This window comes from Pantoea sp. GCM10028869 (assembly GCF_042666835.1).
In the GTDB taxonomy this organism is placed as follows: Bacteria; Pseudomonadota; Gammaproteobacteria; order Enterobacterales; family Enterobacteriaceae; genus Pantoea; species Pantoea leporis.
This window is the reverse complement of sequence record NZ_JBHTGO010000001.1, coordinates 121,283-146,564: the sequence shown is the minus strand read 5'-3', so window position 1 is coordinate 146,564 and position 25,282 is coordinate 121,283. Positions and strand designations below refer to the sequence as shown.

Annotated in this window: 18 protein-coding genes; 3 read left to right on the top strand and 15 right to left on the bottom strand. The window is 49.9% G+C overall.

Going from position 1 to position 25,282, the window contains the following annotated elements:
* The 7 genes from ACFQW4_RS00700 to ACFQW4_RS00670 form a co-directional block, all read right to left on the bottom strand.
* Positions 1-645 carry a hypothetical protein gene (locus ACFQW4_RS00700; RefSeq protein ID WP_377723160.1) on the bottom strand — a complete coding sequence of 215 codons (645 nt, stop codon included), beginning with the start codon at positions 643-645 and terminating at the stop codon, positions 1-3.
* Position 646: 1 nt separating this feature from the next.
* Positions 647-1,039 (bottom strand): hypothetical protein, encoded by a 393-nt coding sequence (locus tag ACFQW4_RS00695; protein WP_377723158.1) that lies wholly within the window; start codon positions 1,037-1,039, stop codon positions 647-649.
* Between the two features lie 46 nt (positions 1,040-1,085).
* Positions 1,086-2,225: a P22 coat - protein 5 family protein gene (locus ACFQW4_RS00690; protein WP_377723156.1), complete on the bottom strand. Its 1,140-nt coding sequence runs from the start codon at positions 2,223-2,225 to the stop codon at positions 1,086-1,088.
* Positions 2,226-2,238: 13 nt separating this feature from the next.
* Positions 2,239-2,991 carry a DUF6651 domain-containing protein gene (locus tag ACFQW4_RS00685; protein WP_377723154.1) on the bottom strand — a complete coding sequence of 251 codons (753 nt, stop codon included), beginning with the start codon at positions 2,989-2,991 and terminating at the stop codon, positions 2,239-2,241.
* Between the two features lie 105 nt (positions 2,992-3,096).
* On the bottom strand, positions 3,097-4,497 hold the full coding sequence (locus ACFQW4_RS00680) for a DUF4055 domain-containing protein (RefSeq protein ID WP_377723152.1): 1,401 nt from the start codon (positions 4,495-4,497) through the stop codon (positions 3,097-3,099).
* A 12-nt stretch (positions 4,498-4,509) separates the two neighbouring features.
* Complete coding sequence (locus tag ACFQW4_RS00675) at positions 4,510-5,982, bottom strand: DNA-packaging protein (RefSeq protein ID WP_377723150.1); 1,473 nt, start codon at positions 5,980-5,982, stop codon at positions 4,510-4,512.
* The gene (locus ACFQW4_RS00670) at positions 5,969-6,538 is read right to left on the bottom strand and encodes a terminase small subunit (RefSeq protein WP_377723149.1); all 570 of its coding nucleotides are present in this window, start codon (positions 6,536-6,538) and stop codon (positions 5,969-5,971) included. The genes ACFQW4_RS00675 and ACFQW4_RS00670 overlap by 14 nt, the downstream gene beginning before the upstream one ends.
* Before the next feature lie 25 nt (positions 6,539-6,563).
* Here ACFQW4_RS00670 and ACFQW4_RS00665 point away from each other — a divergent pair, with 25 nt between their 5' ends.
* The gene (locus tag ACFQW4_RS00665) at positions 6,564-7,154 is read left to right on the top strand and encodes a hypothetical protein (RefSeq protein WP_377723147.1); all 591 of its coding nucleotides are present in this window, start codon (positions 6,564-6,566) and stop codon (positions 7,152-7,154) included.
* Here the strand turns inward: ACFQW4_RS00665 and ACFQW4_RS00660 are convergent.
* The 6 genes from ACFQW4_RS00660 to ACFQW4_RS00635 all read right to left on the bottom strand — a co-directional run bounded on the left by ACFQW4_RS00660 (position 7,147) and on the right by ACFQW4_RS00635 (position 10,397).
* Positions 7,147-7,611: a lysis protein gene (locus ACFQW4_RS00660; protein ID WP_377723145.1), complete on the bottom strand. Its 465-nt coding sequence runs from the start codon at positions 7,609-7,611 to the stop codon at positions 7,147-7,149. The two genes, ACFQW4_RS00665 and ACFQW4_RS00660, sit on opposite strands and share 8 nt — an antisense overlap.
* A complete protein-coding gene (locus tag ACFQW4_RS00655; protein ID WP_323271621.1) occupies positions 7,601-8,104 on the bottom strand; it encodes a lysozyme in 504 nt (167 codons plus the stop codon). The genes ACFQW4_RS00660 and ACFQW4_RS00655 overlap by 11 nt, the downstream gene beginning before the upstream one ends.
* 3 nt (positions 8,105-8,107) lie before the next feature.
* A complete protein-coding gene (locus ACFQW4_RS00650) occupies positions 8,108-8,350 on the bottom strand; it encodes a phage holin (protein WP_101761628.1) in 243 nt (80 codons plus the stop codon).
* Positions 8,351-8,673: 323 nt separating this feature from the next.
* Positions 8,674-9,375, bottom strand: a complete 702-nt coding sequence (locus ACFQW4_RS00645; protein WP_377723142.1) for an antitermination protein — start codon at positions 9,373-9,375, stop codon at positions 8,674-8,676.
* Between the two features lie 66 nt (positions 9,376-9,441).
* Entirely contained in the window at positions 9,442-9,765 is a 324-nt protein-coding gene (locus tag ACFQW4_RS00640) for a hypothetical protein (RefSeq protein WP_377723140.1), read from the bottom strand.
* 35 nt (positions 9,766-9,800) lie between these two features.
* Positions 9,801-10,397, bottom strand: a complete 597-nt coding sequence (locus ACFQW4_RS00635) for a hypothetical protein (protein ID WP_377723138.1) — start codon at positions 10,395-10,397, stop codon at positions 9,801-9,803.
* A gap of 1,219 nt (positions 10,398-11,616) precedes the next feature.
* Here ACFQW4_RS00635 and ACFQW4_RS00630 point away from each other — a divergent pair.
* Both ACFQW4_RS00630 and ACFQW4_RS00625 read left to right on the top strand, forming a co-directional pair.
* Positions 11,617-11,796, top strand: a complete 180-nt coding sequence (locus tag ACFQW4_RS00630; RefSeq protein ID WP_008101727.1) for a hypothetical protein — start codon at positions 11,617-11,619, stop codon at positions 11,794-11,796.
* A gap of 192 nt (positions 11,797-11,988) precedes the next feature.
* The gene (locus ACFQW4_RS00625) at positions 11,989-13,347 is read left to right on the top strand and encodes an MFS transporter (protein WP_377723136.1); all 1,359 of its coding nucleotides are present in this window, start codon (positions 11,989-11,991) and stop codon (positions 13,345-13,347) included.
* 1,066 nt (positions 13,348-14,413) lie between these two features.
* Here ACFQW4_RS00625 and ACFQW4_RS00620 read toward each other — a convergent pair.
* Together ACFQW4_RS00620 and ACFQW4_RS00615 are read right to left on the bottom strand one after the other, a co-directional pair.
* Positions 14,414-15,283, bottom strand: a complete 870-nt coding sequence (locus tag ACFQW4_RS00620; protein ID WP_377723134.1) for a hypothetical protein — start codon at positions 15,281-15,283, stop codon at positions 14,414-14,416.
* Positions 15,284-15,334: 51 nt separating this feature from the next.
* Entirely contained in the window at positions 15,335-24,910 is a 9,576-nt protein-coding gene (locus ACFQW4_RS00615) for an autotransporter-associated beta strand repeat-containing protein (RefSeq protein WP_377723133.1), read from the bottom strand.
* Positions 24,911-25,282: the final 372 nt, after the last annotated feature.

Here is a 25,282-nt window from a genome sequence, read left to right as displayed (position 1 = left end):
TTAAGCAGTCAACCGCATTGCCGTCAGGCGCCAGCCCATCTCTGTCAGTTCGGTACCGCTAATGACATAGCGAAGGCCAGTATCATCTGTCACAAAATCTCCAGGATGAATATGCAGATCAGCGAAGGCCGGCATCAGAATGTTGTACCACGCACTGCGTGTTTCACCGGGCAATTTTAACGGGCTGTGCTCACCATTTCGATTGTGCAGAATACTCGCAGGCCAGTCAGTCATGATAATTTTTTCATCCGCTGCAGACATCCCTCCGTAATCCTGTAACCCTCTACTCGCCCTTGCCGCAGCGGTTCGTCGTAAGGTAATCAGCCGTTCTGCTTTCACACATAGGATGGGCTGCAACAGAGGCATGGCAGCCACATAAAATGTGGCCTCTTCATCTGAGGCCAGGATATCACCCGTTTTAAATCCGGTTGCATCAAAAATACCAATGCGGGCGGCCTGACCAAAACGCGCAGCGCGCATGTAGCCGTAATCAGTCGTGAAGGACGCCGCAAGCACCTGCAATGGTTCCGTTTTGAGCGGGCTGAACGGGTTCACTGCCCGGTAATGACGTGCGATGCTGCCAAGGCGCTTTGCTGCCTTGCCATTGCCCATGCTTACCCTGACTGAAAGCTGTAACGCATCCATATCAGCTCCTGACCAGTCGTGTAGTGCCATCACCCAGAGACGGGCCCGGTGTGATACCCAGCAATCCGCACAGCTGACGTCGCCACTGGTTGTATAAACGCGTGCGGTCTGACACCTCTGAGCGGTTGCGCTGCCAGACGGCAGCCTTATCCGTATCCAGATTGTCGGCCGCGCGGGCAATACCGCTCTCCAGCCCCGCCAGCGTAATGAGGTAGTTCGCCACAATTTTTTCCTCCTCATCCAGGAGAGTGTTCAGTCGATGCGCCAGAGTCTGAAAGCGTCCGGACGTCACCTGCGCATACGCCACATCTGAGCGATCGTCCGGAGAGGTATCACCCAACATTGGATAACCCATGTACCGGCGCGCATCAGCCTGCTGTTGTGGAGTCAGCATGAGATACCTCATTAAGTGAATAGCTATCGAATATAGCAGTGAAGAACTAGCTTAAGAGCAGTGCGGTGTGTTCTGGTTTGATGTTCTGACAGCCCCATGCCGCGGCGATTTCATAACGAACACGGCGGTACTGTTTGTACATGGAGACTTCGAATGACATGTTGGTGCGCGGGTCAGTAATCATGATGCGGTCGTCAGCCATATCCCCCTCTTCAGGAAGAGCTGGGGCACGAGTGGCCAGGATGATCGCAGAACGGCTGAAGGCAAAATTGGCAATGAACTCACTCACTACGTCAAATTTCGCTCCAGCCTTCACATTTTCTCGCAGTCCGGGGGCATGAATATGGATGCCATCAGTTGAAACCTCCGCCACCACATATTTATGCTTCCCAAGAGGTATGAGAGAACCCGACTTAACAGCATCAAGATTTGGCGTCTTCCCCTCAACCTTAGCGAGTTTGATAAGTGTTTGCCCGGCAACAAGGTCGTTACCGACAGTCAACGTCTCTGATTTTACGCCTGTGTTCTGCGCCACACCTGCAGACTCGCGCAACGTGAAACCATGCAATTCGAGCAGTGTGCCCTGCGCACGCAGCGATGTGGTGCCCGCTTCGTTGGCTTTGGTCAGCTGCGCCATGGTGCGCAGTGCTGCACCTGCAGTCGTGTCGATAACACATTGCAGGTCACTGAGCGGTGCACCGTTATCGGTGAGAATTTTACGCACCTGTGCCGTGTCGGTCAGGGTGTCCTCAAACGGTGTTTTACCGGCTACACCAGCAGCACGGGATGCACGGCGGAAGAGCTGTCCCAGGTCGACTTCGATTTCATTGACCAGCGTACGCATAGCCTGCGTCACCTGGTCGCGACGAATGCCGTAGTAGCCTGGTCCCGATTTGATGCCTTTCTGTTGCTCGCCTTCCCAGCGGAACGGCACCATGCGGGATTTGGTGATGGTCAGCGGCACATTATCAATAATCTGATCGCCGTTATCGGGTGGTAACTGGCCGGGCGTCACATCATCTGCTTTGGCTGCAGGCGTCAGCGGAATACGGATCGGCTGGTTAAGAGCCGCACGTTCCGCCGATGCATCAAGCGTGACGGAGGGGATAAACCCTGCCAGTTCGCGCGACACTATATCGAGCGACTGATACAAGTCGGGAATAAGTTGCGTTAGGGTATTAGACATTCAGAGTGCCCTGTTAATCAGTAATCTGCACACCCGCGCACGCTCGTTCGCTCTGCTCCTGAGGGCTGAGTGTTTCGAACTGTTCACGGGTAAGCGTATTTGGGTTGGTGTTCCCATTCCCTCCACTGGAGCCGCCGCCTGATGCGCCGGTACCTTTAAGGATCTGGTCTTTGTAGGGATAGTGCTCGACGAGAATGCCCAACGCTTCATCGAAGCCGGCTGCTTCGCCTGGCTTGATTGCACTGAAGATTTTGTTGCCTTCACGATCAAATGCCGTGACAGCGTCACCGTCTAACTGGAAGTTACTGCCAAAACGGGCTTCCACGAGGTCAGCCGGGATACTCATCTTCTCGGCGATGAATTTAGAACGGGCAAAACTCCCACCGATTTTTTCCGCAGTGAGCTTTTCGCTCAGGTCGTCGCGCTCTTTGACGATCGGGGCGTATTTCTCTTCTACTGCACGAACTGCTTCTGTACGCACCTTTTCGACTTCACCAGCATCCACCAGCGTTTTGTCTTCCAGGTTTTTTACGGTCTCCAGCGCCGCCAGAGCAGCGGCCGGATCAGTGATGCCGTCGAACGTCTTAAGCGCGGTCTCCGCCGTCTCCGCACGTTCGCGGTGCGACTTCGCCTCACCATTCAGGCGCGAGATGGTCTGCAGAGTGCCCGGCGCATCAAATACGATTTCTTTGCCATCATCCTGCGTGTACACAGGTTTACCATCGTTCACGACAACATTGCCGTTCTCATCGAATTTAAGTTTCATACAGGTCATCCAACCGGGTAAGAGCCATCCGGCTCGTGGCGCCGAGCTGCATCCGCAGCGGTCGGCAATAAAAAAGGTACATGCGATTGCACAGGCCTGAGAGGGTTAAACAGGGTCTGGTACCGGCTTGTCATTAATGGGAGGTGGCATTGATCGGATACGCACCTGTTCTTCAGTCCAGCGGAGTTCGCTGTTGATGAGGCCACGGCGCTGAATTTCGTTGAACAGCGTTTCATCTGACAAAGCCCGGGCTTTATGCATGCCCACCAGGAAGTCTGCTGAGGCTTCGGCGAGTGTGGTGGCACCGAAGTCGCTGAAGATGGTGACATGGCCACCGTCTTTCTCACCCATCCACTCCGCCAGATACTGCAGCGCCAGACGAGATGCATCGGTCAGGTCACAGACCATACGCTGCAGAGCGCTGGTACCCGCCTCGTTATCTGCCAGCGTCTGCACCACGGTTCGGTGGCCGGGTTTAATCACCAGCAGTTCCGCCCCTATCTGACGCATCTTCTCCTCAAGGTCGAGGATGTCCGTGCGCCCGGCTTCGATGGCTTTACCGCTGTGCTCGACATAGCGCAGGTCTGCATCGTCTTCTTCAGCCATGATGGCAGACGCAGCCCCAACAGATATCGGCCCATCGCCGAGTTTTTTACCAAACAGGACCGGCACCCGCGCCACGTGCAAAATGGTCTGCTGGTCACTGCGGGACTGCCAGTGCTCGACATTGAGCCATGCAAGCTCAGTCAGCGGCGGCCTGCCGTGCATGAAACCACGCTTATCGCCATAAACCGGGACAAAGGTGATTTTTTGCAGGCTGGTTTTACCCTCATCGTGCAGCTGCCACTCCAGAGTACTGGTTGTGGTATTGGGTTTTTCACGGTAAACACGCCAGCGGCCGGGGTTCAGCACCCTGACCTGTTCAATGCTTTTAACAACAAATTCATTGTCCGGATCGCGCTCGCTCACCGTCTCGACAAAGCGCAGCATGGTGAACGTCTCCTGACCATTGACTCGTTCGGAGTCGAAGTCCAGCAGGCTGTTGGCGGTCACCTTCACGAAGTAAGGACGCAGCCCCCGGTAACGCTCCTCAGCCAGAGAAATGCGCTTATTTGAGGGCGGGTGCTCAACCAGAATGCCACACAGACCATACGCCATCGCCTCTTCACAGATGTCAGCCAGAAACGAGTGCAGATTAGTGCCCTGCAGGTCGATATCGGCGAACATTTCGCGGATGCGGGCAGGCACAACCTTCTCATCCCATGTCACCGGGCGGGAGAAGGGTTTGCCGCTGAGCACTTCAACGGTTCGGCTGAACGCCGGAAACAGCGTGGCCGTACTCAGGCGGTTCTGATAGAACGCATCTTCTTCGTTGGGCCACCGTGGCAGATACGTTTTTCCTGCCTTACGCATTGTTGCCGTGCCACCCAGCAGTGCGCTGATCATCGGCCAGCATCCGGCCATCGACTCAATTCTGGGCGATCGCTTCCGGACGTCGTTGTTCATGATGATATTCAGTTATGCAGTGAATGGACGGACTGTTGTGCCTTTTGGCTGGAACAGCTCAGTAATGGCCCAGACCAGCGCATCAAGACGATCCGGTGATTTTTTAGCTGTGGCAGGTACGTACTCCAGCAGCTGATTCTCCAGCTGATAGAGATTGCCACGGTGCGCCACCCGCCCCTGTTCATATAGCGCCGAGATAGGTTCAGCGCGGGCAAATTTGCCCTTACTGGCATGGACGCGAATCATGCGCCCGCGATAGCCCGCATTACGCAGCGTATCTTCCGCCATGTCACCGCCCTGATTGGTTTCGATAACGATGGCTTCAGCCCGGTGCTCCTCATAAGCCCGGATGGCACGCTTCGCCCAGCCGTTAGGTGAGTATTTGCCCGAATAATCAGCATCAGCGGAGAACAGCCGGTCATTACCGCGCCCGTAACTGCTCGCCACGACAATGCCCGTTTCGTCACTCTCTTCGCTGTTGGTGGCCTGTGGGTCGATAGCCACAACGGTACGGGACGGCTGAAGGGCAATCTCCAGCGCTCGGGCACCCGACACCATGGTTTCTGTCCACAGTGCGCCTTCTGCATTAAACCGGCGCGGACGCTGCATGTACTGCGCTTCGGCAGTGCGGCGGTGTGAAAACAGGGAAACCCGGTGCGACTCGTTATGCTTATACGGCCATAGCCATCCGTCAGGGAGCCCGTGGTCAATCGGTATCGCGTGGGTGTTCTCTGGGTAAAGCGCGCTGTAAGACTGACTGTTATCGATAATCACCGGCAGATTCAGGTGATGCCACTCTTCACCGCTGCCACCCCGCAGCAGATAACCGCTCAGGTCGTGATAGTGGATACGCTGCATGATGACCACGATAGGCGTGGTCTCAATGGCCAGACGAGAGCGGATGGTTTCGTTGAAGCGGGTATTCACCCCGTCGCGGATGATTTCGCTGTAGGCATCGTCAGGCTTTACTGCGTCATCAATAATGAGCGCGCCCTGCCAGCCTGGCTCCATGTGTCCGGCACGAAAGCCGGTAACCTGACCCGCAGCTGACGAGGCATACACCCCGCCGCCATATTCGGTCCACCACATGGCTTTACTGTCTGCATCATCACGAAGTGCCATAGGCCACATGGCCTGATAGGCAGACGATTTAACAATGCTGCGCGTGGTCGAAGAGTTCAGTAACGCCAGATTGTGGGAATACGATAGGTGCATAAAGCGGGCACGCCGGTTCAGCGCCAGCCCCCGGCCCATCATGTTGATGGTGGCCAGTTCGGTCTTGGTGTAGCCCGGTGGAACGTTGATGATTAGTCGCTGGATGTCACCATCAATCACGCGGTCCAGCGTCTGCTGTATGACCTGATGATGTGGCGCCACAATCATTCTGCTGCCGGTGCGCTGCCTGAAGAAGTAGCGGGCGAAGTACATCCCGTCCTCTTCACACTCTATACGGCGTGCAGCGGTCTTAAAGTCAGCAGTCGTCATCCTCTAATATTTCCCGGCGTGCCTGCCGGTATTCCTCGCGGGAGAGCAGCTTAACTTCAACCGGACCACCATCCTTGCCCGTTAGCGCATGCGTGGCCTGCTCTCTGAAGGCCTGCACTGAGATGTGCTTACCCAGCAGTTCAAGGTTCTTCACTTTATCCGGCCACTTAATTTTTTTGAGTATGTTTTCAGTGGTGGTTTCGTCGAAGTTTGTGACGGTCGTCAGCACATCCAGGCCACTCAGTGTCGTGCGCCAGACTTTTGGCCACTCATGAACAAGTTTAAGGCCACCGTCGTCTTTCAGAATGTCGAGTACGTCCATTTCATCGATCTGAACCAACCGCTGCAGAACGTAATCTGCATTAATCTCTACCCTTTCATTTCGCGCTGATTTAAGTTCAATGATGCGCTTCGCAATATCAGGTTTAGAGAGGTTCTCAGATCCCATGCGGCTTGCTGTTTTCTGACTGTAACCAGCCCGAATGGCGGCCTGTGAGGCGTTTAAATCGATGAGGTACTCGCGACAGAACATCTCTTGTTTGTCCGTGAGTGCCATATTTAACCTTTGGGATTATTTCGCTATGAATCTTTTTATATTTCGCAAGCTGTTTGATACAGACGCTGTAAGGAATGCCTTCATTGCGTCTACTGACAGCACTGACGATTTGGGTGTTGTGCTGAGGCTTCATCTCGTTACCGAAAGTTTTCTTGAAGCTTTTATTTGTTCAGCAATCCGAAGAGAAGATTTATTCGACACCGAACCGAAGGAAGGCAGGGCATTCAAATTAAATTATTTTAAAAAGTTAGAGTTGGCAGCCAAGCTTGGCCTTCCCTTGCCTACCTTTAAGGCATTGGACAAGCTAAACCTATTAAGGAACAACCTTGCACATAAAATCCAAAATGATTTCATAGAAAATAGCGTCATTGAATCTTTGTCTTCGCATGTCAAATCAATAGGCGGAGAAGACAAGGTTTCCTTAGCTGAAGAAGCCGCTGAGTTCTTCAATGAGGATGGCAGTAAAAGAGCCACCTATCATTTAAAAGATTCTGAAACTCCAAACCGCGTCAAACTAATGATTCTGATATCGTCCCTGATACGCCGTACAACCGGGGAAACTTTAGGTTTCTATCAGCTTAACACCTATCATCAGTTCACAATGAAATCTACTTAAGGCATTGTTCCCTAATGTACTGCTGCAAGCCGGCTATTTGCTTTCCGGCAACTTCGATTCGACGTCTGAGAGTGAAATAATTGCGTTCAAGGGCGTCATCAGATCGGGGGCTGGCTGCATCATCCACGCAGGAGGTGCCGGTGGCTTTTGCCCTGTAACGTTTGACGTTGAGCTGCAACCGGCGCTTGCCAATAGCAACATCATCGTGCAGCTGGTCAATAGTCGCCTGAGCATCAGCAAGTTCCTTCGTGTATTTAGCGTCAAGCGCTGCTACATCGCGCTGGCGAACCTGCATGTCATCTATCTTTGCATTTGCTGACTGAAGTGCATCTATCGCTTTATCGCGCTCGCCCTGGTAGATGATGGCATTGCTGCGGTAATAAATGGCTATTGAGCCTGCCGCCAGTACGCTGCTTAAGGCAATCGATGTGATAAATACACCGGAATTAAAAGTCATCTGCACCACCCGCCAGGCAGAGAGAACGCTCCATATCGCGTCGGTTCATCAGGCCTTTCCACTTCATGCCTCCGGCGTATACCCAGCGGCGTAATTCATCGCACGCTCCACTGTGATCGCCTGCATTGAGCTTTTTCAGAAGGGTGGATTTTGAGAAGGCTTCAGTACCAACGTTATAGGTGAAACTGTACAGTGCTGCCCGTTGGTACTCGTTTAGCGGCACGCTTACCAGGTCATCAACCGTTCGCCTGACTGGCTGCATGTCATTCCACGTCAGGCGTTCGCATTCGCGATCGGTGTACCTTTTACCTCTGATAATATCGGCACCTGTATGCCCGTCGCAAACCGTAAGGACGCCAGTTACATCAAGATAAGGCTCGTAAACCCGCCCCTCAATACCTGTTCTGCCACTGAGCAATACGGTGGCAATCATCAGCGCCCCGCCGCCAGCAGCAGCAATCAGTTTTCGACGCAGTGCTTGTGGTATGGCCAAGGTTTATTCCTCGCGCGGATCTTTATCGCAAGATTTATGATGTAAGGCCTCAATCTGTGCGAGGGCAACTTTTCGCTTATAAAACCAGTTAATCATTAGTGTGAGGAGTGCAAGTGCGATCCCGGTCAGCACGCCAAAGGCACTCCATTCATCCGGGCTGAGCCAGGTCAGAATGCCATTGGATACCAGCCCTGCCGAAGTACTGTAAGCAGCGCCAGAGGTAAGCCTGTCCATTGTGAAAGTCATGAGCCCTAACTCGTTAAGGTGAGGCGCAGATACACCAGGAAAATGAATATCGCCTCAGGCCATATCATTTACTGGATGCAGAAAGCAAAAAGCCCCGCTTTCAAGCGAGGCTCTGTTCGTGAATGCCATGAGGAAATTGGCATCGAGAGTAGTTGTGCAGAGTATTATGATGAAAACGAAGGCGTGATTAAAAGATTGTCAGGCACACTACCGTATCCTGCGTAGTTTTCTGAAGGGCAATACCCCACGGTTGGGCGCAAGATACCACATAAAATGGAAATGTAAATAGTGAGCTATATAATCGCCAAAAAACATATCGCTTACTACTTAGTGATTTGTTTTAGTTGCTTCTCCGCCCATGATTCTTCCGTCAGTAGTTTGGTTACGAGACTTTCATAGAATGATTTGACGCTTTTATGCCATGAATCCAGCGATATTTCGGTAGTGATGCGACTAATAATGCCAAAAATATGGGTTGAAGGGATCCGGCTAAACCCTCGCCCACTACAACGCTTGCAGGGCTGGTAAACGGGTACACCTCTGAACTTTGACTCGCGGCGGTTGACGGCTTCGCCACGGCCCTTACAGGATGGACAGGCAGCGCGAACTTTCCGTTTACCTTTGCAGCACGGGCACAGGCCATTATCAAGAATGCCTTTTCCGCTACAGGCAGGACATTGATTCTCAGTGGCAGCACTGCGTGCAAACTCTATAAATGCACACACAGACATGTGGGTGATAACTGATGTTCTGACTGCCGGCATCAGCTTTTTGAGCGCAGGGATGTGTTGCGCCTGCTCCTGCGCATAAATACTCAGAAGGCTCACCGCACGCTGCGATTCAGTTTTGCTCAGATTCATTTTTCCTGCAAAGGCTGCATAGCCCAGCGCCGCACGGTGCTGCAGCATGCCTGCTGCAGCCATCACATCACTGGTGGTTAGCGATGAGCATGAGCCTTTCAACGGCACATTTCCATACGTTACAGATTTTGAGTTGTGAAATTTGATCAGGTGTTCGAGATTCATGTTGACTCCGTTGCACTGCATCAGGAATAAAGTGATACAGGCAACGGACTGTAGCGATGGAGACGTTCACTTTTCTGAATTCGGTGAAACGATGCAAAGCGGTTTGTGGATAAACGCCCGCTTGCAGACAACCCTGGGTAACTCTTTTCGGTCCCTGCCAGTCACGTTCATCCAGATATCTATCAGTGCTTCACCCGTATGATGGCGAGGGCTTGCGCCCTGCTTCCAACCGATGAGTGTTGAGGTAGCGACATCCAGTTCGTAAGCAATGGTCTGAAGCGAGAACCCGGCCCTGCTGATGTCGCAAAGCACTTTGAACCAGTCTGTTTTATAAATGTTGACTAAAGGCACGATGCTCTCCTGAACACGCATAATTTCTGATGAAAACATTAACCGGAAATCGTGGATGTATTGGTCACGTTGTCTTACATCCTGGTCAGGTCCTTTAGGCTTTTCAGGCCGAGTTTGTTAGCGCAGTTTTTTCTGTGCTGGTATATGGTTTTGACATTTACGTTTAACAGGACAGACTGGGCAGGAGCTTTAACACCCTTGATGTAACCATCGATAATCGAGAGTTCGCGCAACGACAGGTGGCATGCGTGATCGTTTCTTATTCGGCCATTCAATGCATCCACGAGTGCAACTCTGAGGCTGTTTACCGGCATAGATGAATAAAGCGTACATTCAGTGTTAGCTATTCTACTGATAAGCCGTTTTTTTTTGTCGCACAGATAACGTTCATCATTGATATAAATCAAAATCCGCCCACGCGTTTTTCTTTGAAGGAAGAGGAAAGTATTAAACCATCCAGGAAAGAATATGTTCGCTGAAATGCACACGATCGCGCTGAAGCTAACATCTTCACGAAAACAAGGCTGCCTTCTGAAAAAATCACGCTCATCCCGGACATAAACGGCATGCGTTGAATGCAGATAACTCAGGTCATCGATAAGACTGAAAAAACCCAATGTTTCAATATTTCGCTCACCGAGCACAAGAAGGTAACCATTTTTGCTGAGCACTATAATATCTTCCCTAACCTGTCGAGTTGAAGAGCTTATTTATACTGCCCCGGAATAATGATGAGAACATGATAATTCCACTCAATCAATACATCTTGAGGTTGCCTGACCAATTGTTACATCCTGACGCATCCTTTATAAAACAAATTAAGGATATTGAATTCATGCTATTGCAGAAAACATCAAACTTTATCTATGAATTTTTTAAGAGTAACTTACAGGTGTAACTCTTAGATAATTCATAACGGATGATGAATTGACCAGCAGCATAACTCTGACATAAAATCCCTTCGCCCATTAATAGTAACCAGATGAATCATCATGTTTAAAAAAATGGTCTACACGTTCGCTCTCTTATTATATTCACTGACAAAATGCAGTGCCGAGCCTGATAATAATCTATGGCTAAATCCTGACGCTGTCCATTCGGTCCATTCTGGTTACATAGAAGGGTATGAAAATTTTATCTTTGCAGTGCCCGATAAAAACATCTCTGGTGATGAGGCAAAATCCCATCGACTGGATCCCAACCGAAAGCACCAAAAACTTAAAGATTTAAAAAAGGGACAAAATCAAAAAAGCAGTAGTTACAGAGGATAAGTGCGCTTTTCGCTTCATGACAAAGCGCGGATGTGAAGAAAGTGCATTCGGGGAATATTTTTTTAGATTAAGCATGTAGCGCTGCCGAGGATGAACAATTTATCTTGCCCGGCAAGAGCCCTGATGCCGTTATGCTCTGTACGCCCCCATAGAAACATCTGCAGCCAGATAACCGACATCATCTGACCTGTGCCGTCATAGACCGCTGTCCAATCCACCCGGCATCAAGCCGGGCACACTAATAAATGCGTTTAAGTTTATCTTAAAGACTTCAAATCATGAGGCTTTACAGGTCTGGCATAATATCCCCCAGGCAACTGTAACACACTCAGGTTATTTAATTCTGCATAAACAAAAATCAACAACAAAACATCAGCACTGCCACGAGCACGAAACATTTACCCTCAAAGAAAATTCAGATAACTTAACTAGAAATAACTCACACTAGTCTTTTCAGACAATTACGATAAAATCCTGAAAAAATTAACATCAAAAAGTGAGTTAGCTCATAACAAAGTTAATTAACATAACCCTGAGAAATTTCACTGCCTTTGCTTAACAGGTGGAGGTTTTCAATATCAGAAAGCAGAATTTCTGGCACTCTGCAGGAGAATCACACATGGATTACTTTATCAAAGGCTGGACTATCGCAGCGACAATCTATACCTGCCTCAATGTAAGTGAAAAGCTATGCCAGATGTTTCCTGATAAACAACTCACGATTTGTATTATTGGCATATGCCTCAATGTCGCCCTCAACGTCATGCTTTTCTCATACCCTAATCGCGGGCGAGAATAACCAGCAGCTCCATGAGTTAACTATTCCTTCATGCAGAACCGGATAAATTCAGGATTACGCATCTCGTGTGCGCAAATATGTGCATTGTCCCGACATCATTTGCCAGTGCCAGAACCGGCTACCTGTGTCCGGAAGGGAAATATTCTGGTTTTAATACTTCTCTCACTAAGCCGATACGACCAAGGAAAACCCATGAATAAGGATGTTAGCACGGGTAACACACTGAATCTGATGGCCATCATTGCAGTATCGTTAAGCACGGTCATTGCGATGCTCGATAGTACAATTGCCAATGTCGCGCTCCCTGTGATTGCGCGAGAGTTTTCAATTAGTGAGTCCAACTCCATTCTGATCGTCAATGCTTATCAGTTCGCCGTGGTCGCATCACTGCTTCCACTGGCGGCACTGGGAAAATCTGTGGGTATCACGCGCGTATTTAATACAGGCGTACTCTTATTCGCGCTGTCATCACTGGGCTGCGCGTTATCTGAAAGTCTGGAAATGCTGACGGTATTTCGCGTGGTACAGGGTTTCAGTGCAGCGGCGATTTTGAGCGTGAATGCTGCACTGATCAAAGCTATCTATCCCGCAAGCCTGCTGGGCAGAGGTTTGGGCGTGAACGTTATGCTGGTCTCCGTTGCCGCAGCGGCCGGGCCATCTATTGCCTCTGCCATCCTTGCTGTGGCGAGCTGGAACTGGCTTTTCACCATCAATGTACCTGTTGCGGCGGTATCGTTACTGATTAGCGTAGTCTTTCTGAATAAGAGCCCGGCTGAAAAGGGATCGTTTGATCGCACAGGAGCCATCATCGTATTTATGCTTGGTCTCCTTTTCTCATGCACTGTTTTCGGCCTGACGCGGCAAAAGATGTTTTTTGCGATGGGGAGCCTGATTGTTTTTGTACTGTTGCTGGAAACGTTTTACCTGAACCAGAAGCACAAGGTCGAAAAGGCGCTTATACCTGTAGCCGTCTTCCACAGTAAAACATTAAGCCTCTCACTTCTGATGTCAGCGCTCTCCTATGCAACACAACTGCTGGCCTATGTATCGCTGCCCTTCTACCTTCACAATGTGCTCCATCGCGATATCGTGTCAACAGGGTTACTTCTGACTGCCTGGCCACTGGCAACAATGTTTACTTCGGTTCTGGCAGGCAATCTGCTAAAAAAATATGACTGTAATATCATTGGAGCCGCAGGTCTTGGGTTGTTGTTTGCCGGCATGCTGCTGACCGCTGCCCTGCCGGTGGTACCCGGAAATATTGATATTATCTGGCGAGTCGCGCTATGTGGTGCAGGCTTCGGACTTTTTCAGTCACCGAATAACTATCTCATCATGACTTCAGTGAACGATGAAAATACCAGCGTCGCCAGCGGTCTGTTAGGAAGCTCGAGGCTGCTGGGTCAGATTGTGGGTTCGGCACTGGTTGCACTGTTTTTTAACATCAATGTGAATGATCCAATCAACTGCAGCCTCATAACAGGAGCGTGCTTTTCCTTCTTTTCTCTTGCAGTAAGCTACTGGCGATACATATCGGTAAAGGGCCATTAGAGCAATAAAACCTGGGCACCAGAAATTTGTCGCCGGGTGAACTCAATCCTTAAGACATTACTACGTGGTTCCGGGTTTCTGTTCTCGCTTGAGACTACTGCAGCGGACAATAGCAAACTTAACTTAGCCTCGGGCTGTTCCTCATACCGCGTGGGTACACACTTTAGATGTTTATTTTTAGTATTCAGCCGAAATTCGAGAACAGTTCACGCTCAAAAATTCTTTATAACATAGTATAAATGATCTTTCTTGAGTACAAACTTTAGACTAACTCACTTAGTGAAGTCTTTTTTGCCATATTATTAATAATCCAACGCAGTACTGACTCAAGTATAAGTTTTTAATATCTACAGAGTTTAGGCCTGTAATAACACAAAAAACAAATAAAATCATAGCCCTATAAAAGACAACAAAATCATTAACACACAAATGAGCTGCATTGAAAAAAATCACTTAACAAATCTGCTTATATGAGTCATCCTACCAGTACTAACTTCCATGAGAAAAATCATAATGAAATACACTTACTACATCAGCATATCCAAAATTGAAAATACACATCATGTAATTCACAATGGCACATGTCCGTTTTATCTTTCCAATAAAGATGACATGATATTATTAGGTAGGCATGAGCAGTTCGTTGTTGCATTAAGTATTGCAAGAAATAACTTTAAGAAAGTTTCCCCGTGCCCTAAATGCATTTTGAAAAGGAGATTGTATAATGTTGCAGCATCGAAGCGTGGACCGATTCCGGTCAGACATCTTCCGGAAATTTAAATCAATATTATGAATTTATCTTGGAAAATCGCAATCTTAGGGTCATAAAATAAATAATTAATATACAAGCCTACATGAGCTCTAAGGGACATATTGAATATTTTATCGATGCTGTAATTATGATTGTCATTTTAAAAGGTCTATACTGCATTTGGTGATATTCATTGAATTATTTTTTAATTAGATTGCACATTATTCATCAGTTGATTCTTCAGATAATAAATTCGTTTTTTACAGTTTTCTCTTGAGGTTTTTTATCAATGATTAACCTCTCGTCTTTTATGGATTAGATGAACTTCAGTAAAAAACGGATAGGTTTAACTTCTAATATTTTAGTCCAGAGGACCTGGAGGTTAACAATTCCAGCCAATGCAAGCAGAACCAATACAACAATCACCAGAAGTGCAGTGAGAACAATAATAAATCTGTATAAATTTTTTTGGATTTTTAATTGTCTTTCTTGTAATGATGATGCCGTCTCATAACCCACTACTGTATTAACTGACTTACTTTGGATGTAATAAAAACCTTCGGAAAGACATAAATCATTTGTTATGATCAAAGACTCAAGCAACAATCTTAGCTTGACCCTATATTCTTCCTTAAGTATATTCCTGTGCCACAACCTTCCGTAAATAACAGATAAGATATCATCTTCAGTAAACCCTCTACTATCCCGACTGGGTTTAAGCCTTATATGTTCTTCTAATAAGAGTTTTAAAATAGCATACCTGTCGTGGCTAAAATTCGTTGTATCAGATATGAACAGTGACAGCAATGATCCTTTTGATTTACTGAGTAGTGATTTAATATATAAGACTTTGGTGTAATAGTCTAAACAGAACTGGAAAATACTGGTGTAAGTTGATGCGCTTTTTTTTCGATAGTGAATAATTTCACTCTTCATTTCAGTTAACGTAATCAAATTTACTTTTAGCGTTTTGTTGGTTTTCCTGTCCAGAAGCAATACATAACATGCCACATCTTCAGCATTTTTAATGACCCCATCAAGACGGTATCGATTATCGTTAATATCTCTGAAAAAAACAGAGTAGTAATCATACGGATCAACTGTTTTTTTATTTTCATTAGTGAGTTCTGGGAGATGTTTTGACCAGGCCTTTATTTTTGTTTTTTTAATGATGTCAGCAAACATAGCAATACCTCGACAGGGGTTGTTGGACATTCACTGGTTAAATGTTGAAGGTTAAAAGCGCATTTTCACCCCAACAGTTGCTGAAATATTTGCCTCAACATGCGTGTCGCCGCCGCTGTTCCAGGCTTTGCCTATTTCAGAATACGCCTGAACTTTTTGACTTACAGCCCAGGTCGCACCCAAAGCGGCTTCCGTCATGCTGTACTGTTGATTAGCAGTAATGGTAGTAGTCCCCGCATTATTCGCTGTGTTGGCAAATTTAACCTTATCGTCCCCGTTGCTGAGCATCGTCCAGTAATTAACGCGCGCATAGGGTTTGACCTGACCATATTCGGTATCGTATTCAGACGTTAGTCGTGCGCCGATACGACTTATCAGTGATCCATCCGGATTAACATCCACGCGCGTTTGAGATGCACCATCAAGAGTGACACTATCAAAATCACTGTACTGATAAATCAGCTGCGCTTGCGGTTCTATCTTCCAGTTGCTGTTACCCAGTTGCCATGGTCTGCCGATTTCCACTGACGCCGCGAAAGTGCTACCGTCCGGATGCACCGTCTCCCGACTACGTCCGTTTTTGAGATCTACAGCGTGGTAGCCATACTGCAGCACGTTATCAACATAGAGACCGCTTTCATCGGTCCAGGTGGCGTATCCACCGATATAGGTTGAGAAGGTCGAATTATAAGCCAGGTTGTCTATGTCGCCATTTCTGCCAGATATCGACGTGTCGTTATCGAGGAACGTGCCATATATACCGGCTCGCCATTGTGCATCCTGATACAGGTCTCCTCCGACCTGCATACCGTTGTAATTGGATGAAGTGCGGCTTTGCAATGGATCGTTGATTTGCTGTTCAACGGACTTAACCAGATATCGCATCCAGAATCGACTCTGCTGATCCTCAGCAACATCTGCACGCCAGGGTTGCTCATCTCCCACGCGCTGATGCAGCGTGCCTAGTACCGCTAAATCAGCCTGTCGGATGATGGCACCCAGCGTATCGAAGCCGGGGACGTCTGGCCGATAACCCGCACGCAGGAACCAGTCCTCTCCTGCACCCTCAGCATTACCCGCAAACAGCTGGTATTGGTAAGCACCTGACAACAGAACATCAGCACCAATACTAAAGGCATCTTTGGTAGTCTGGGCGGTGGTGGTACCACCATTCAGGGCCTCCACCACCATGATGCCGTCACCTTCTGTAGGTTCGCCTAACTGGCTGACATCGATATCTAACAGTGTGCGTCCGCTTGCCGTCCCGCCATCAATGACAAGCCTGTCTGCGATTCCCGGGCTGTGTTGCTGTGCCGAGATTTTAAGCGTGCCGTCACTGCCCACGTAATTGCCGGTGACGGTGAGCGTTGATCCCACATCTCCACCCCGCAAATTAACAGTGCCCTGATTAAGCAGGCTGGCGACACGTTGGTTATATCCGCCCGTATCCAGGGTGGCACTCTGGCTCACCACATGAGTCGATGCGGCGCTGAAGGTATTTTCAGCCGCGCCCTGCAGCGTTCCCTGTTCCACGAACGTCAGCCCACTCCAGCTATTGATGCCCGCCAGTCGGGCAACGCCCGATCCCTGCTGCCACACCTGACCTGAACCAGAAATGTCACCTGACAGCGTGAATGTATCACTGCGATTCAGCACCAACGTGCCCTGGTTATCGATATTGCCCGCCAGATTGCCACTGCCGCCGCCATTACCCAGTTGCAAAATCCCTTCACGGATATGGGTGGTTCCCAGGAAAACGTTATCACCCGACAAGATCAGCGCGCCGCTTCCGCGCTTGGTTAACTCACCCTCACCCGCGATGATATTGGTCAGGCTGGCATTGAATGCCTGGGTATCAATCGTGCCACCACCATCAATAAGAGTAACGCGCCGGTCGCTGCTGAAGCCCTGGGTGTAACGCAGTGTGCCATCAGCCAGAGTGATGCCACCTTCACTGGCGCCTAAATTGGTGTCAGCAGAAACCTGTATGGTTCCGGCGCTGATCACGGTGCCACCGCTGTAACTGTTATTGCCGTTAAGCTGTAACGTGCCGAGATCGGTTTTGTGCAGCGCACCGTTGCCGACCAGCGAGGCATTTATCGTGGCGAGATAATCCACGCCAGACGATGTGCCGTCACCGACCCTAATCTGTGTGTCGCTTGCCGCAAGAGTTAAGGGCTCCCCGTCCAGGTTGTAACCGTCTGTCGTAAACTGTGCGCCTGTTATGCCCACAGCACCCAGAGAGTTGTCGATAGTGACGTTCCCGGCTTCACCGCCAAACACTGCGAAAGAAGCATTACTGTAAGGTGAGTTGTAACGGCCTGCGGGCGACGTCGTGTCAGTGGTCCAGTTGTCGTTTCCGCTGTCGTTTTGCCAGACGCCATCGCCGCCTTCAATCATGCCGTTGTCTTTCATCTCGCCCGCACTGCCGCCGGTACCATCCCAGAAACGAAGTTCTGCCCCGGTGTGGTTGACCAGGTTGACCTGACCCGCTATAGATGTCTGCACATACAGATCATCAGCAGACTGTGGTGCAGTTCCGATCACCAGCTGGTTGTTGGTTAGCGTCCCGCTGTAATTCAGAACACGGTACACACCGACATCAAAAGTACCACCACTACTTTGGGTGATATTGAGCTGGCCATTAAGATCGAGATTGCCATTAACATTGATTAAATCGTTGTAGGTTCCGCCAGTGGTGTAGGCCTCACCAAACTGGTAATCCAGTTGAGCCCCTTCATTGAGGGTCAACGCCCCCATGGTTAAGGTCCCGACGTTGCCAATTCCAGCCCCTGCCGCCAGCCTGCCTCCGTTTTCTACGGTTACGCTGCCGCCGATAATGCCATTGCCACCAAGGGTTGCGCCGTTATTTACCGTGGTTTGCCCGGTGGCTGGCGATTGAACGCCATTGATAAGCAGCGCGCCTTGCGATACCTGCGTTGTGCCGGTGTAAGTGTTGTTGCCTGTCAGCGTCAGAGCACCGGCACCGGTCTTGACCAGACTGCCGCCATTGCCACTAATGACGCCACTGATGGTGTCGTTGCGCCCCAGATTACCTTCAAGCAATGTGGCCGAGCCCAATTCAACATTACCGGCACCAGATAGAGAACCAACGCTGGTTTGTCCATTGACTGCGCTGATATCGACCACGCCACCACTGGCGTTAATGATGGTAGCATTCTGTGCCTGAGCGGCATCGGTAATGGCTGTCTGGCCACTGTTGTTGATTAGGGCATTACCCGCATTGGCACTGTTGCTCAGCAGCAGAAATGAAGCGGCATCCGTGTTGATGGTGGCATTGCCCCCGCTGCTGTTATCAGCCAGCTGCATGCTACTGCCACTGGTGAGGTTGAAAAGATGTGACTCGGCCAGCGATGCGTTGTTGAAATTGAGCTGTGCCTGATCGGCGACATTGATGGTGCTGTTCTCTCTGCCTAACGCGCCAGTCACGTTGGCATCCACCACCAACTGTCCAATACCTGCTTTGCCACGGATAACGGTGTTGCCTTGATACGTATTGGCCTGATTCAATGCCAGATTGCCGGTTGTTACCCCGGCGGAAGTGTCAACAACGGCTAAATCTCCGTCTCCACCAACAACAGATTCCACCGTCAGCGCATGCCCGTAAGCATCTAATGTTCCGCCACCGGTGGTATCAAGGAAGACATTCCGGTTCAGCGAAAAGTCAGCGCCGGCTTGCAGTGCTCCTGCATTTTTCAACGTTAATGTGGTCGCGGGTGCACCCAGACTGGCATTATTGGAAACCTGTAATGTTCCCCCCCATATCTCAATCCCGGCCGAAAAATCATTGATGCCGTTTAGGATCAATCTGCCCGCATCGGTTTTCAGCAAACGTATGCGATTGGTGTCCAGCGCATCCTGACGCAAACTGGCATCAATAGTGGTGGTAATGTTCCCACCGCTCGCGCCATCGCCCACTCGAATCACATAGTACGTGTCGGCGACAGATTCGCCCTGCGCCTCATAGCTGTTAGCCGGAACGGGTAAGCTGTCGGGAAAAGACTCGGTTACGGTGCTGATATAGTTGAGAGCTGACGCGGGATTAAGCTGGTTGAGTACGTAATTATCGGCGGTGAACTGCATGCCTGAATTGACTACGCGACCATTAATATTGCTGATTTGAACCTGACCGCCTGTGCCCTGAAAAATCGCGAAGGCGGTTTGGGACCAGGGTGCATTGCCCACGCCGTTGGGCTGCGTCCAGTTGTTGGTGTCGCCGGCGATATTGGCTTTCCAGACGCCGTCCCCTCCTTCTACCTGGCCATCGCCGGTTGTCCCATCACCATGATTTGCTGCATCTTCGCCATCCCAGAACTGCAGTTCACTGGCTGGATCAACAAAATTCAGTACGAGGTTAACCTGGTTTGCAATATTGGTCTGAATCGCATACGTGCCGCCGTCGTTAGGGGGGAGGCTATTAATTTCCAGTGTGTTATTGACCAACGAGCCAGCGTAGTTAAACAGACGATAGACACCAGGCAGGAAGCTTCCGCCAGGCGTGAGCGCCACATCCAGCAAGCCATCCAGCACTAAATTGCCTTTCACATTAACGAAGTCGTTCAGGCTGCCGCCCGGTGTATACGCTTCCCCCAATGAGAACTGACTATTTGTCGTGGCGTTCAGATTGAGATTGCCATTAATAGTCAATGTACCCGTGCCGTTATCGCCGGGGGTCAGGACGGTATCATTAGCAAAGATGACATCCCCGCCGATCGTTCCGTTTCCCCCTAACGCAGAGAAAGCAGCAACATTGGTCACGCCGGTCGCAGCAGTCTGATCGCCGTTAATCAGTAACGTGCCAAAATTGACTGTCGTGCTTCCAGCCCAGCTGTTATTGCCGCCGAGCCGCGTAAGTCCCGAGCCGAGCTGTTGAAAATCGCCACTTCCTGAAATCACGCCGTTCAGCGTCACCGCATCGCTGCGGTTAATCGTCAGCAATCCGTTATCAATAATGTTGGTGCTGGTTGACAGCCCACCCACGGTGCCACCGTCCCCCAGAGACACCTCGCTACCGTCAATCAGCGTTGTGCCGGTGTAACTGTTATTGCCCAGCAACACCGTGCTACCTCCACCCATGCGGGTCATACCACCGTCGCCGCTGATAATGCCGCTGTATTGCTGATCTTCGCTGCCGTCAAAAATCAGCTGACTGCCGCTTCCTGAGGTCGCCACATCGTAGTTGCGTAAAGAAGAAATGCCTGATGTGTTGAGGTTGTTGCCACTTCGCAGAATGGAGCCATTATTAACGTTAATTTCAGGTGTGCCTGATAATGCGAGATCGTCGAGTATCCGGACATCTGCCGCGTTGAGTGTCAGGTTATTCCAGCCACTACCAATATTGGTTCCTTTACCAAGGTCATCGGCTGTAAATGAGCCGACAGTTGCAGCAGAGGTGCCGTTAAAGGACAACGCACTGTCGTTGCCACCCTCGCTCAGAATGTGGCGGGTCATTGCAAGAGAGACGTTACCAAGGGTGGCGCTGTCGCCGCCGTCACCTCCGCTAAAATTGATCGCCCCTGCAAACGTTCCGCTGTTCCAGTTAAACTGATCGCTGCCACTGCCAAGGGTAATTTCACCCTGAGTATTTCCGCCGTTGAGCGTGACATCATCTGCACCGCTGCCGGTGAGGATCGCCTGACCATTGCTGCTCGCAGCGAGCAGTGTTCCGCTGTTGATGAGCGTTGTGTTACCACTGCCTGAGGCATCAATGACCGTTGCGTTACTGCTGGTTGAGCTGATGGTGCCCGTGTTGGTAACCGTTCGGTTCGCGGAGCTGCCATTGATGAGAATGATTGGGTTGGTATTCGCGCTGCCCGTGCTGTTTATAGTGCCACTGTTGCTGAACTGACTGGCATTTTCCGCCAGCACAGTGCTGCCAGTATTACTGCTGGTTTCGATCTGCCCGCTGTTACTGACGCTGCTGGCGTTCGTCGCGGCAATCGCCGCACCAGCACTACTACCCATGGTGATGTTAGCCCCTGAGCTCACGCTACCATCAGTATTCCCCAGAATGCCGATACTGTCTGCACCACTACCATTAATGGTGTAACCATTGCTAATCGTGAGATTACCCGTGGTGGCATTACCATTACTGTCCTCGAAAGCAAATCCCTGACCATTGCCACTGACGTTTAGAACATTGCCGCTGCCCTGGGCATTAAAGGTCACGGCGGTACGGATTGCCGGTCCATTAGAGGCATTAATCGTCACATTGTTGAGGTTAATGTTGGCGGTATTCGCGTTGTTATTAATGCCCGCACCGCTGTCAGCGATATCAATCGTGGTATTACTGGCCGTGAAGCTACTGGCACCGTTGTCCATGCGGACGCCATCTGCGCCGCCAGATGCGGTAATCTGATTCGCATTGCCGTTCACGGTCAAAGCGGCCCCACTGCCAGTGAGTTGTACGGCCGCCAGTCCACCATTGGCGCTTACGCTGCCTAACCGATCCACAACAGCGCCTGCGCCCTGTACCCGAATCCCGACATTCCCACTGTTCGCAGCACCACCCACGCTAATGGCATTGTTGTTGGTCAGTGTGCCACTGTTCTGAATGTCAACGCCGATGTTGTCATTTCCCAGAACGCTGACAGGAGCATTAACCGTGGCACTGCCGCCATCGTGCAGCCACACGCCTTTCCCGCTACTGCCATTTAAATTGATTCCGCTTACACCATTCAAAACCAGATTACCCGCATGGGAGATGTCGTAGCCGGTAATACCACTTTGACTGGACGAGCTGGTGGTTGAGGCGGTGGAGGTAACGCTAGTGAATCGTTGATCGCTGTCCAGCGTGCCATCAATATTGTAATTGCGGCCATCAATACGGACAGCGGTCGTATTATCGTGGTCAAGCACGATACCGCCATCGCTGATAGTGCCTGCGGCGCCGCCCGAAACCAGCACACCAACCGCATTGTCACCGTTTACATGAATGGTTGCGGGCCCGGTGATGAGCGAACTGGCAATATCGTCAGACTCATCCGCTGTACCGCCATCATCCACGCCATTAGCAATTACACCGATGGAGCTGTCGCCACTGATGGTGAGCTGATACCCGCTACCGCTGCCATTATCGCCATTGAACACGGCACCGTTATCAACAGCAAACAGCACGGAATTAGCCTGCCCGTTGTCATTGATATTGGCGTTGCTGATGTTAATTTTTGCCAGATTACCCCAAGCGTAATACCCAATTTGATGGTCGTTTTCGAATGTCAGCGATGCCGCATTGCCGATATTAATTTGCGCATCGCCGCGTGCGTGCACCCCAATTGCACCGGCTGACAACAATCGAATCGTAGCCTGAAGATCGACCTGAGCAGGCTGATTGTTGAGTCCTTCGGCATAGACGGCATAGTTTCGATAGGTATAAACATTTCCGTCGCTACCCCCGGTGTCGCCGGCGCTCCCCACGGTGATGCTACTGCTTGCCGAGGAGGTGACATTCGCCGCTGCATTTTGCGCCTGCAGGTAAATGGCCACATTGTTGTCGCCATCAACGAAAATATCACCGTTGTTAGTGACGCTTCCCTGGTTATCGACCACATACAGGCCATAGTTACTTGCCGCCGATCCATTAACCAGCCTGCCCAGTACGTTGATGGAACCATTATTTATCAGCGATCCCGTAGCGGAATTGGTGAAAATCCCAACGGCATTACGCGTACTGTCCCCGATGAAAATATTTCCATCGTTAAGAATGTTGCCACTGCTGGTGGAATAGATACCAGCGGTCAGCGCACTGCCGCCAGTTAAAGGGACAGACGCAGGCACGGTGGCGTCAGTGGCCGGCGCATAACCCAGATAGATTGCTCCCTGATTGAGCACACTGGCACCTTGCTCGGCATAGATGCCATAGCCTGCAGCACGCCCTGCACTGTTTCGGCTGTTACCTGTGAGGACTATGGTCCCATCGCTGGTGTTGGTAGCACTGCTGGTACCTGATACCGACATGCCACGGGCATTAGCGGTTGTGCTATCGGTAATCGCAATATTGATATGGCCGTTGTTGGTAAGTGTGCTTTGCTCCAGGCCCTGCATCGCGATACTGCCGGCATTGCTGACGTCCTGGTTGGTACCCTCTTTTTCTAAAAACAATCCAGCATTAAGGGTGCCATTGTTAATCGCCGTTGCGTTGGTCACCTGCATCCCGATGGACGTCGGGCTGGCACTGTCACTTCGCCAGTGATTAATTGTTCCATCATTGGTGAGTAGCGCGCCCGCATCGCCGCGCAACACTGCACTTGCACCATCTACGGCTAGTATGCCGCTACTGTTTACTGAGCCAGCAGCATTGATTCCTGTCGCATAAATGACATTCAAATCACCCACAGGCAACGTAGCGTTATTCGTGTGAGATGCCTGATCATCCCAGACGTGATAAGTCAGGTTGATTGAGGTTTGCTGCTGCTGATCCAGCAGACCTGTGATGATGGCGTTGTAGACCGACTGAGCTTCAGGAGCGGAATCAATGACTTCGCCATTCACCGTTGCCCCGGCGGTTAGCCAGTACTGGACTTGTGGCTTTCCTGCATAGGCGTTTTGTCCTGTCAGATAATCATTGACCTCAGCTATATCAGCTGAAGACGTAATATTAAACGTTCTTGAACCCGCCTGAAGCACGCGTTGCCCGACCTGCACATAATTTGGAATTGTCAGCGTGTAATCATATTGCGCACTCTGTGCTGAGATACTCTGGCTGTCGTTTGAAATGACAGCTGCCGGGCGGAAATAGATAAGATTATCCGATAACCAGTACACCTGGCTCTGTGCGGTGCCCGTTCCATCCACCTTGGCGAGAACGCTGTTTTTAGCCAGCAAGTCGAGTGTGTTTGTCGGCGCCGAAACAGGTGTCATACCCGTCGTATCATCCCCGACATTGATATTTGCTGTACCTCCGGAAGAAGCAACTGAAACAATGCCAAAATTGTTATAAATGCGGAACGAGTCGGGATCATTAACCGACAGCATCAGCTCGCTTACCGGCGTGTCACCTGCAGATACAAAGGTGGTTGAATCATAGATATTAATGACCTGATAGCTGCCCTCAAGGCCTGGTATTTCGACATTCAGTTCCTGATTTTGCTGGGGATTAGCAGGCGAAGGAGAATACGTGAACTGATTGATATTTTCGGCTGTAATTGGCGTGATGTTGCCCTGGGAATCGGTCGCCGTAATAGACGTGATCCTGCCTGCATTCGTTCCCCCTCCACCCGCCAGTGCGTCGAAAACACTGACAGTGGTTGAAGTCCCATTGCTACCCGCAGCAAAGTTTGGAAGAGGCCCCAGAATATTGAGTGTTGTACCCGGAGCAAAATGATTGGTTAGTGGCGCACTGTCGATGGTGAAAGCCGAGCCAGTGCTTAATAGGGAGTCATAATTAATGCCCTGATTATCTGGAAAACTATAACTCGGGTAGGCGTCAATCCATTGGATGTCTTCCGCATGCGCGGATCCTAATGAAATAATCAGAATTAACAGTCCCGGCAGCCCTCGTGAGCGGCGTTCTTTTAGGCCCGAGCCATGATGACTTTTTGTGATTTCGGACACGGGAACAAAAATACGTCGTGATGCACTCCAGATAAGCCTGTAAACAAAGTTCATATACGCCGCCGCCCTATATGTTTTAACCTTTTGTTTTTTCGAACATATACCGCCGTTACAGATTGTACCAATTCATAATAAAAAACTTACAATCAACATTAGTACAAAGAATGAAAATTGAATAAATAAATTATTGAATTCATCCGCAGGTAAATTTCCCACTCCCAGGATGAACTCAGGAAAATTCTTCATGATTTTAGCTAAGTCTGTTAATAATGAATGGACCTGAGCACCCTGCTAGAACACATTCAAGCTTAAGTCAAAAAAAAATGAAACTTAGCGCCAATTAGCTCACAATAATTTTATTTTTTTGAATAATTTCAGATGATTGCTGCAATTAAGAAAAAGTTTTATTGATATTTTTTTAAGTTA

What these genes read in the sequence shown, in the direction of transcription:
- ACFQW4_RS00700 (WP_377723160.1), bottom strand. Translation starts at nt 645, where the DNA reads ATGGATGCGTTACAGCTTTCAGTCAGGGTAAGCATGGGCAATGGCAAG.
- ACFQW4_RS00695 (WP_377723158.1), bottom strand. Translation starts at nt 1,039, where the DNA reads ATGCTGACTCCACAACAGCAGGCTGATGCGCGCCGGTACATGGGTTAT.
- ACFQW4_RS00690 (WP_377723156.1), bottom strand. Translation starts at nt 2,225, where the DNA reads ATGTCTAATACCCTAACGCAACTTATTCCCGACTTGTATCAGTCGCTC.
- ACFQW4_RS00685 (WP_377723154.1), bottom strand. Translation starts at nt 2,991, where the DNA reads ATGAAACTTAAATTCGATGAGAACGGCAATGTTGTCGTGAACGATGGT.
- ACFQW4_RS00680 (WP_377723152.1), bottom strand. Translation starts at nt 4,497, where the DNA reads ATGAACAACGACGTCCGGAAGCGATCGCCCAGAATTGAGTCGATGGCC.
- ACFQW4_RS00675 (WP_377723150.1), bottom strand. Translation starts at nt 5,982, where the DNA reads ATGACGACTGCTGACTTTAAGACCGCTGCACGCCGTATAGAGTGTGAA.
- ACFQW4_RS00670 (WP_377723149.1), bottom strand. Translation starts at nt 6,538, where the DNA reads ATGGCACTCACGGACAAACAAGAGATGTTCTGTCGCGAGTACCTCATC.
- ACFQW4_RS00665 (WP_377723147.1), top strand. Translation starts at nt 6,564, where the DNA reads ATGAATCTTTTTATATTTCGCAAGCTGTTTGATACAGACGCTGTAAGG.
- ACFQW4_RS00660 (WP_377723145.1), bottom strand. Translation starts at nt 7,611, where the DNA reads ATGACTTTTAATTCCGGTGTATTTATCACATCGATTGCCTTAAGCAGC.
- ACFQW4_RS00650 (WP_101761628.1), bottom strand. Translation starts at nt 8,350, where the DNA reads ATGACTTTCACAATGGACAGGCTTACCTCTGGCGCTGCTTACAGTACT.
- ACFQW4_RS00645 (WP_377723142.1), bottom strand. Translation starts at nt 9,375, where the DNA reads ATGAATCTCGAACACCTGATCAAATTTCACAACTCAAAATCTGTAACG.
- ACFQW4_RS00640 (WP_377723140.1), bottom strand. Translation starts at nt 9,765, where the DNA reads ATGTTTTCATCAGAAATTATGCGTGTTCAGGAGAGCATCGTGCCTTTA.
- ACFQW4_RS00630 (WP_008101727.1), top strand. Translation starts at nt 11,617, where the DNA reads ATGGATTACTTTATCAAAGGCTGGACTATCGCAGCGACAATCTATACC.
- ACFQW4_RS00625 (WP_377723136.1), top strand. Translation starts at nt 11,989, where the DNA reads ATGAATAAGGATGTTAGCACGGGTAACACACTGAATCTGATGGCCATC.
- ACFQW4_RS00620 (WP_377723134.1), bottom strand. Translation starts at nt 15,283, where the DNA reads ATGTTTGCTGACATCATTAAAAAAACAAAAATAAAGGCCTGGTCAAAA.
- ACFQW4_RS00615 (WP_377723133.1), bottom strand. Translation starts at nt 24,910, where the DNA reads ATGAACTTTGTTTACAGGCTTATCTGGAGTGCATCACGACGTATTTTT.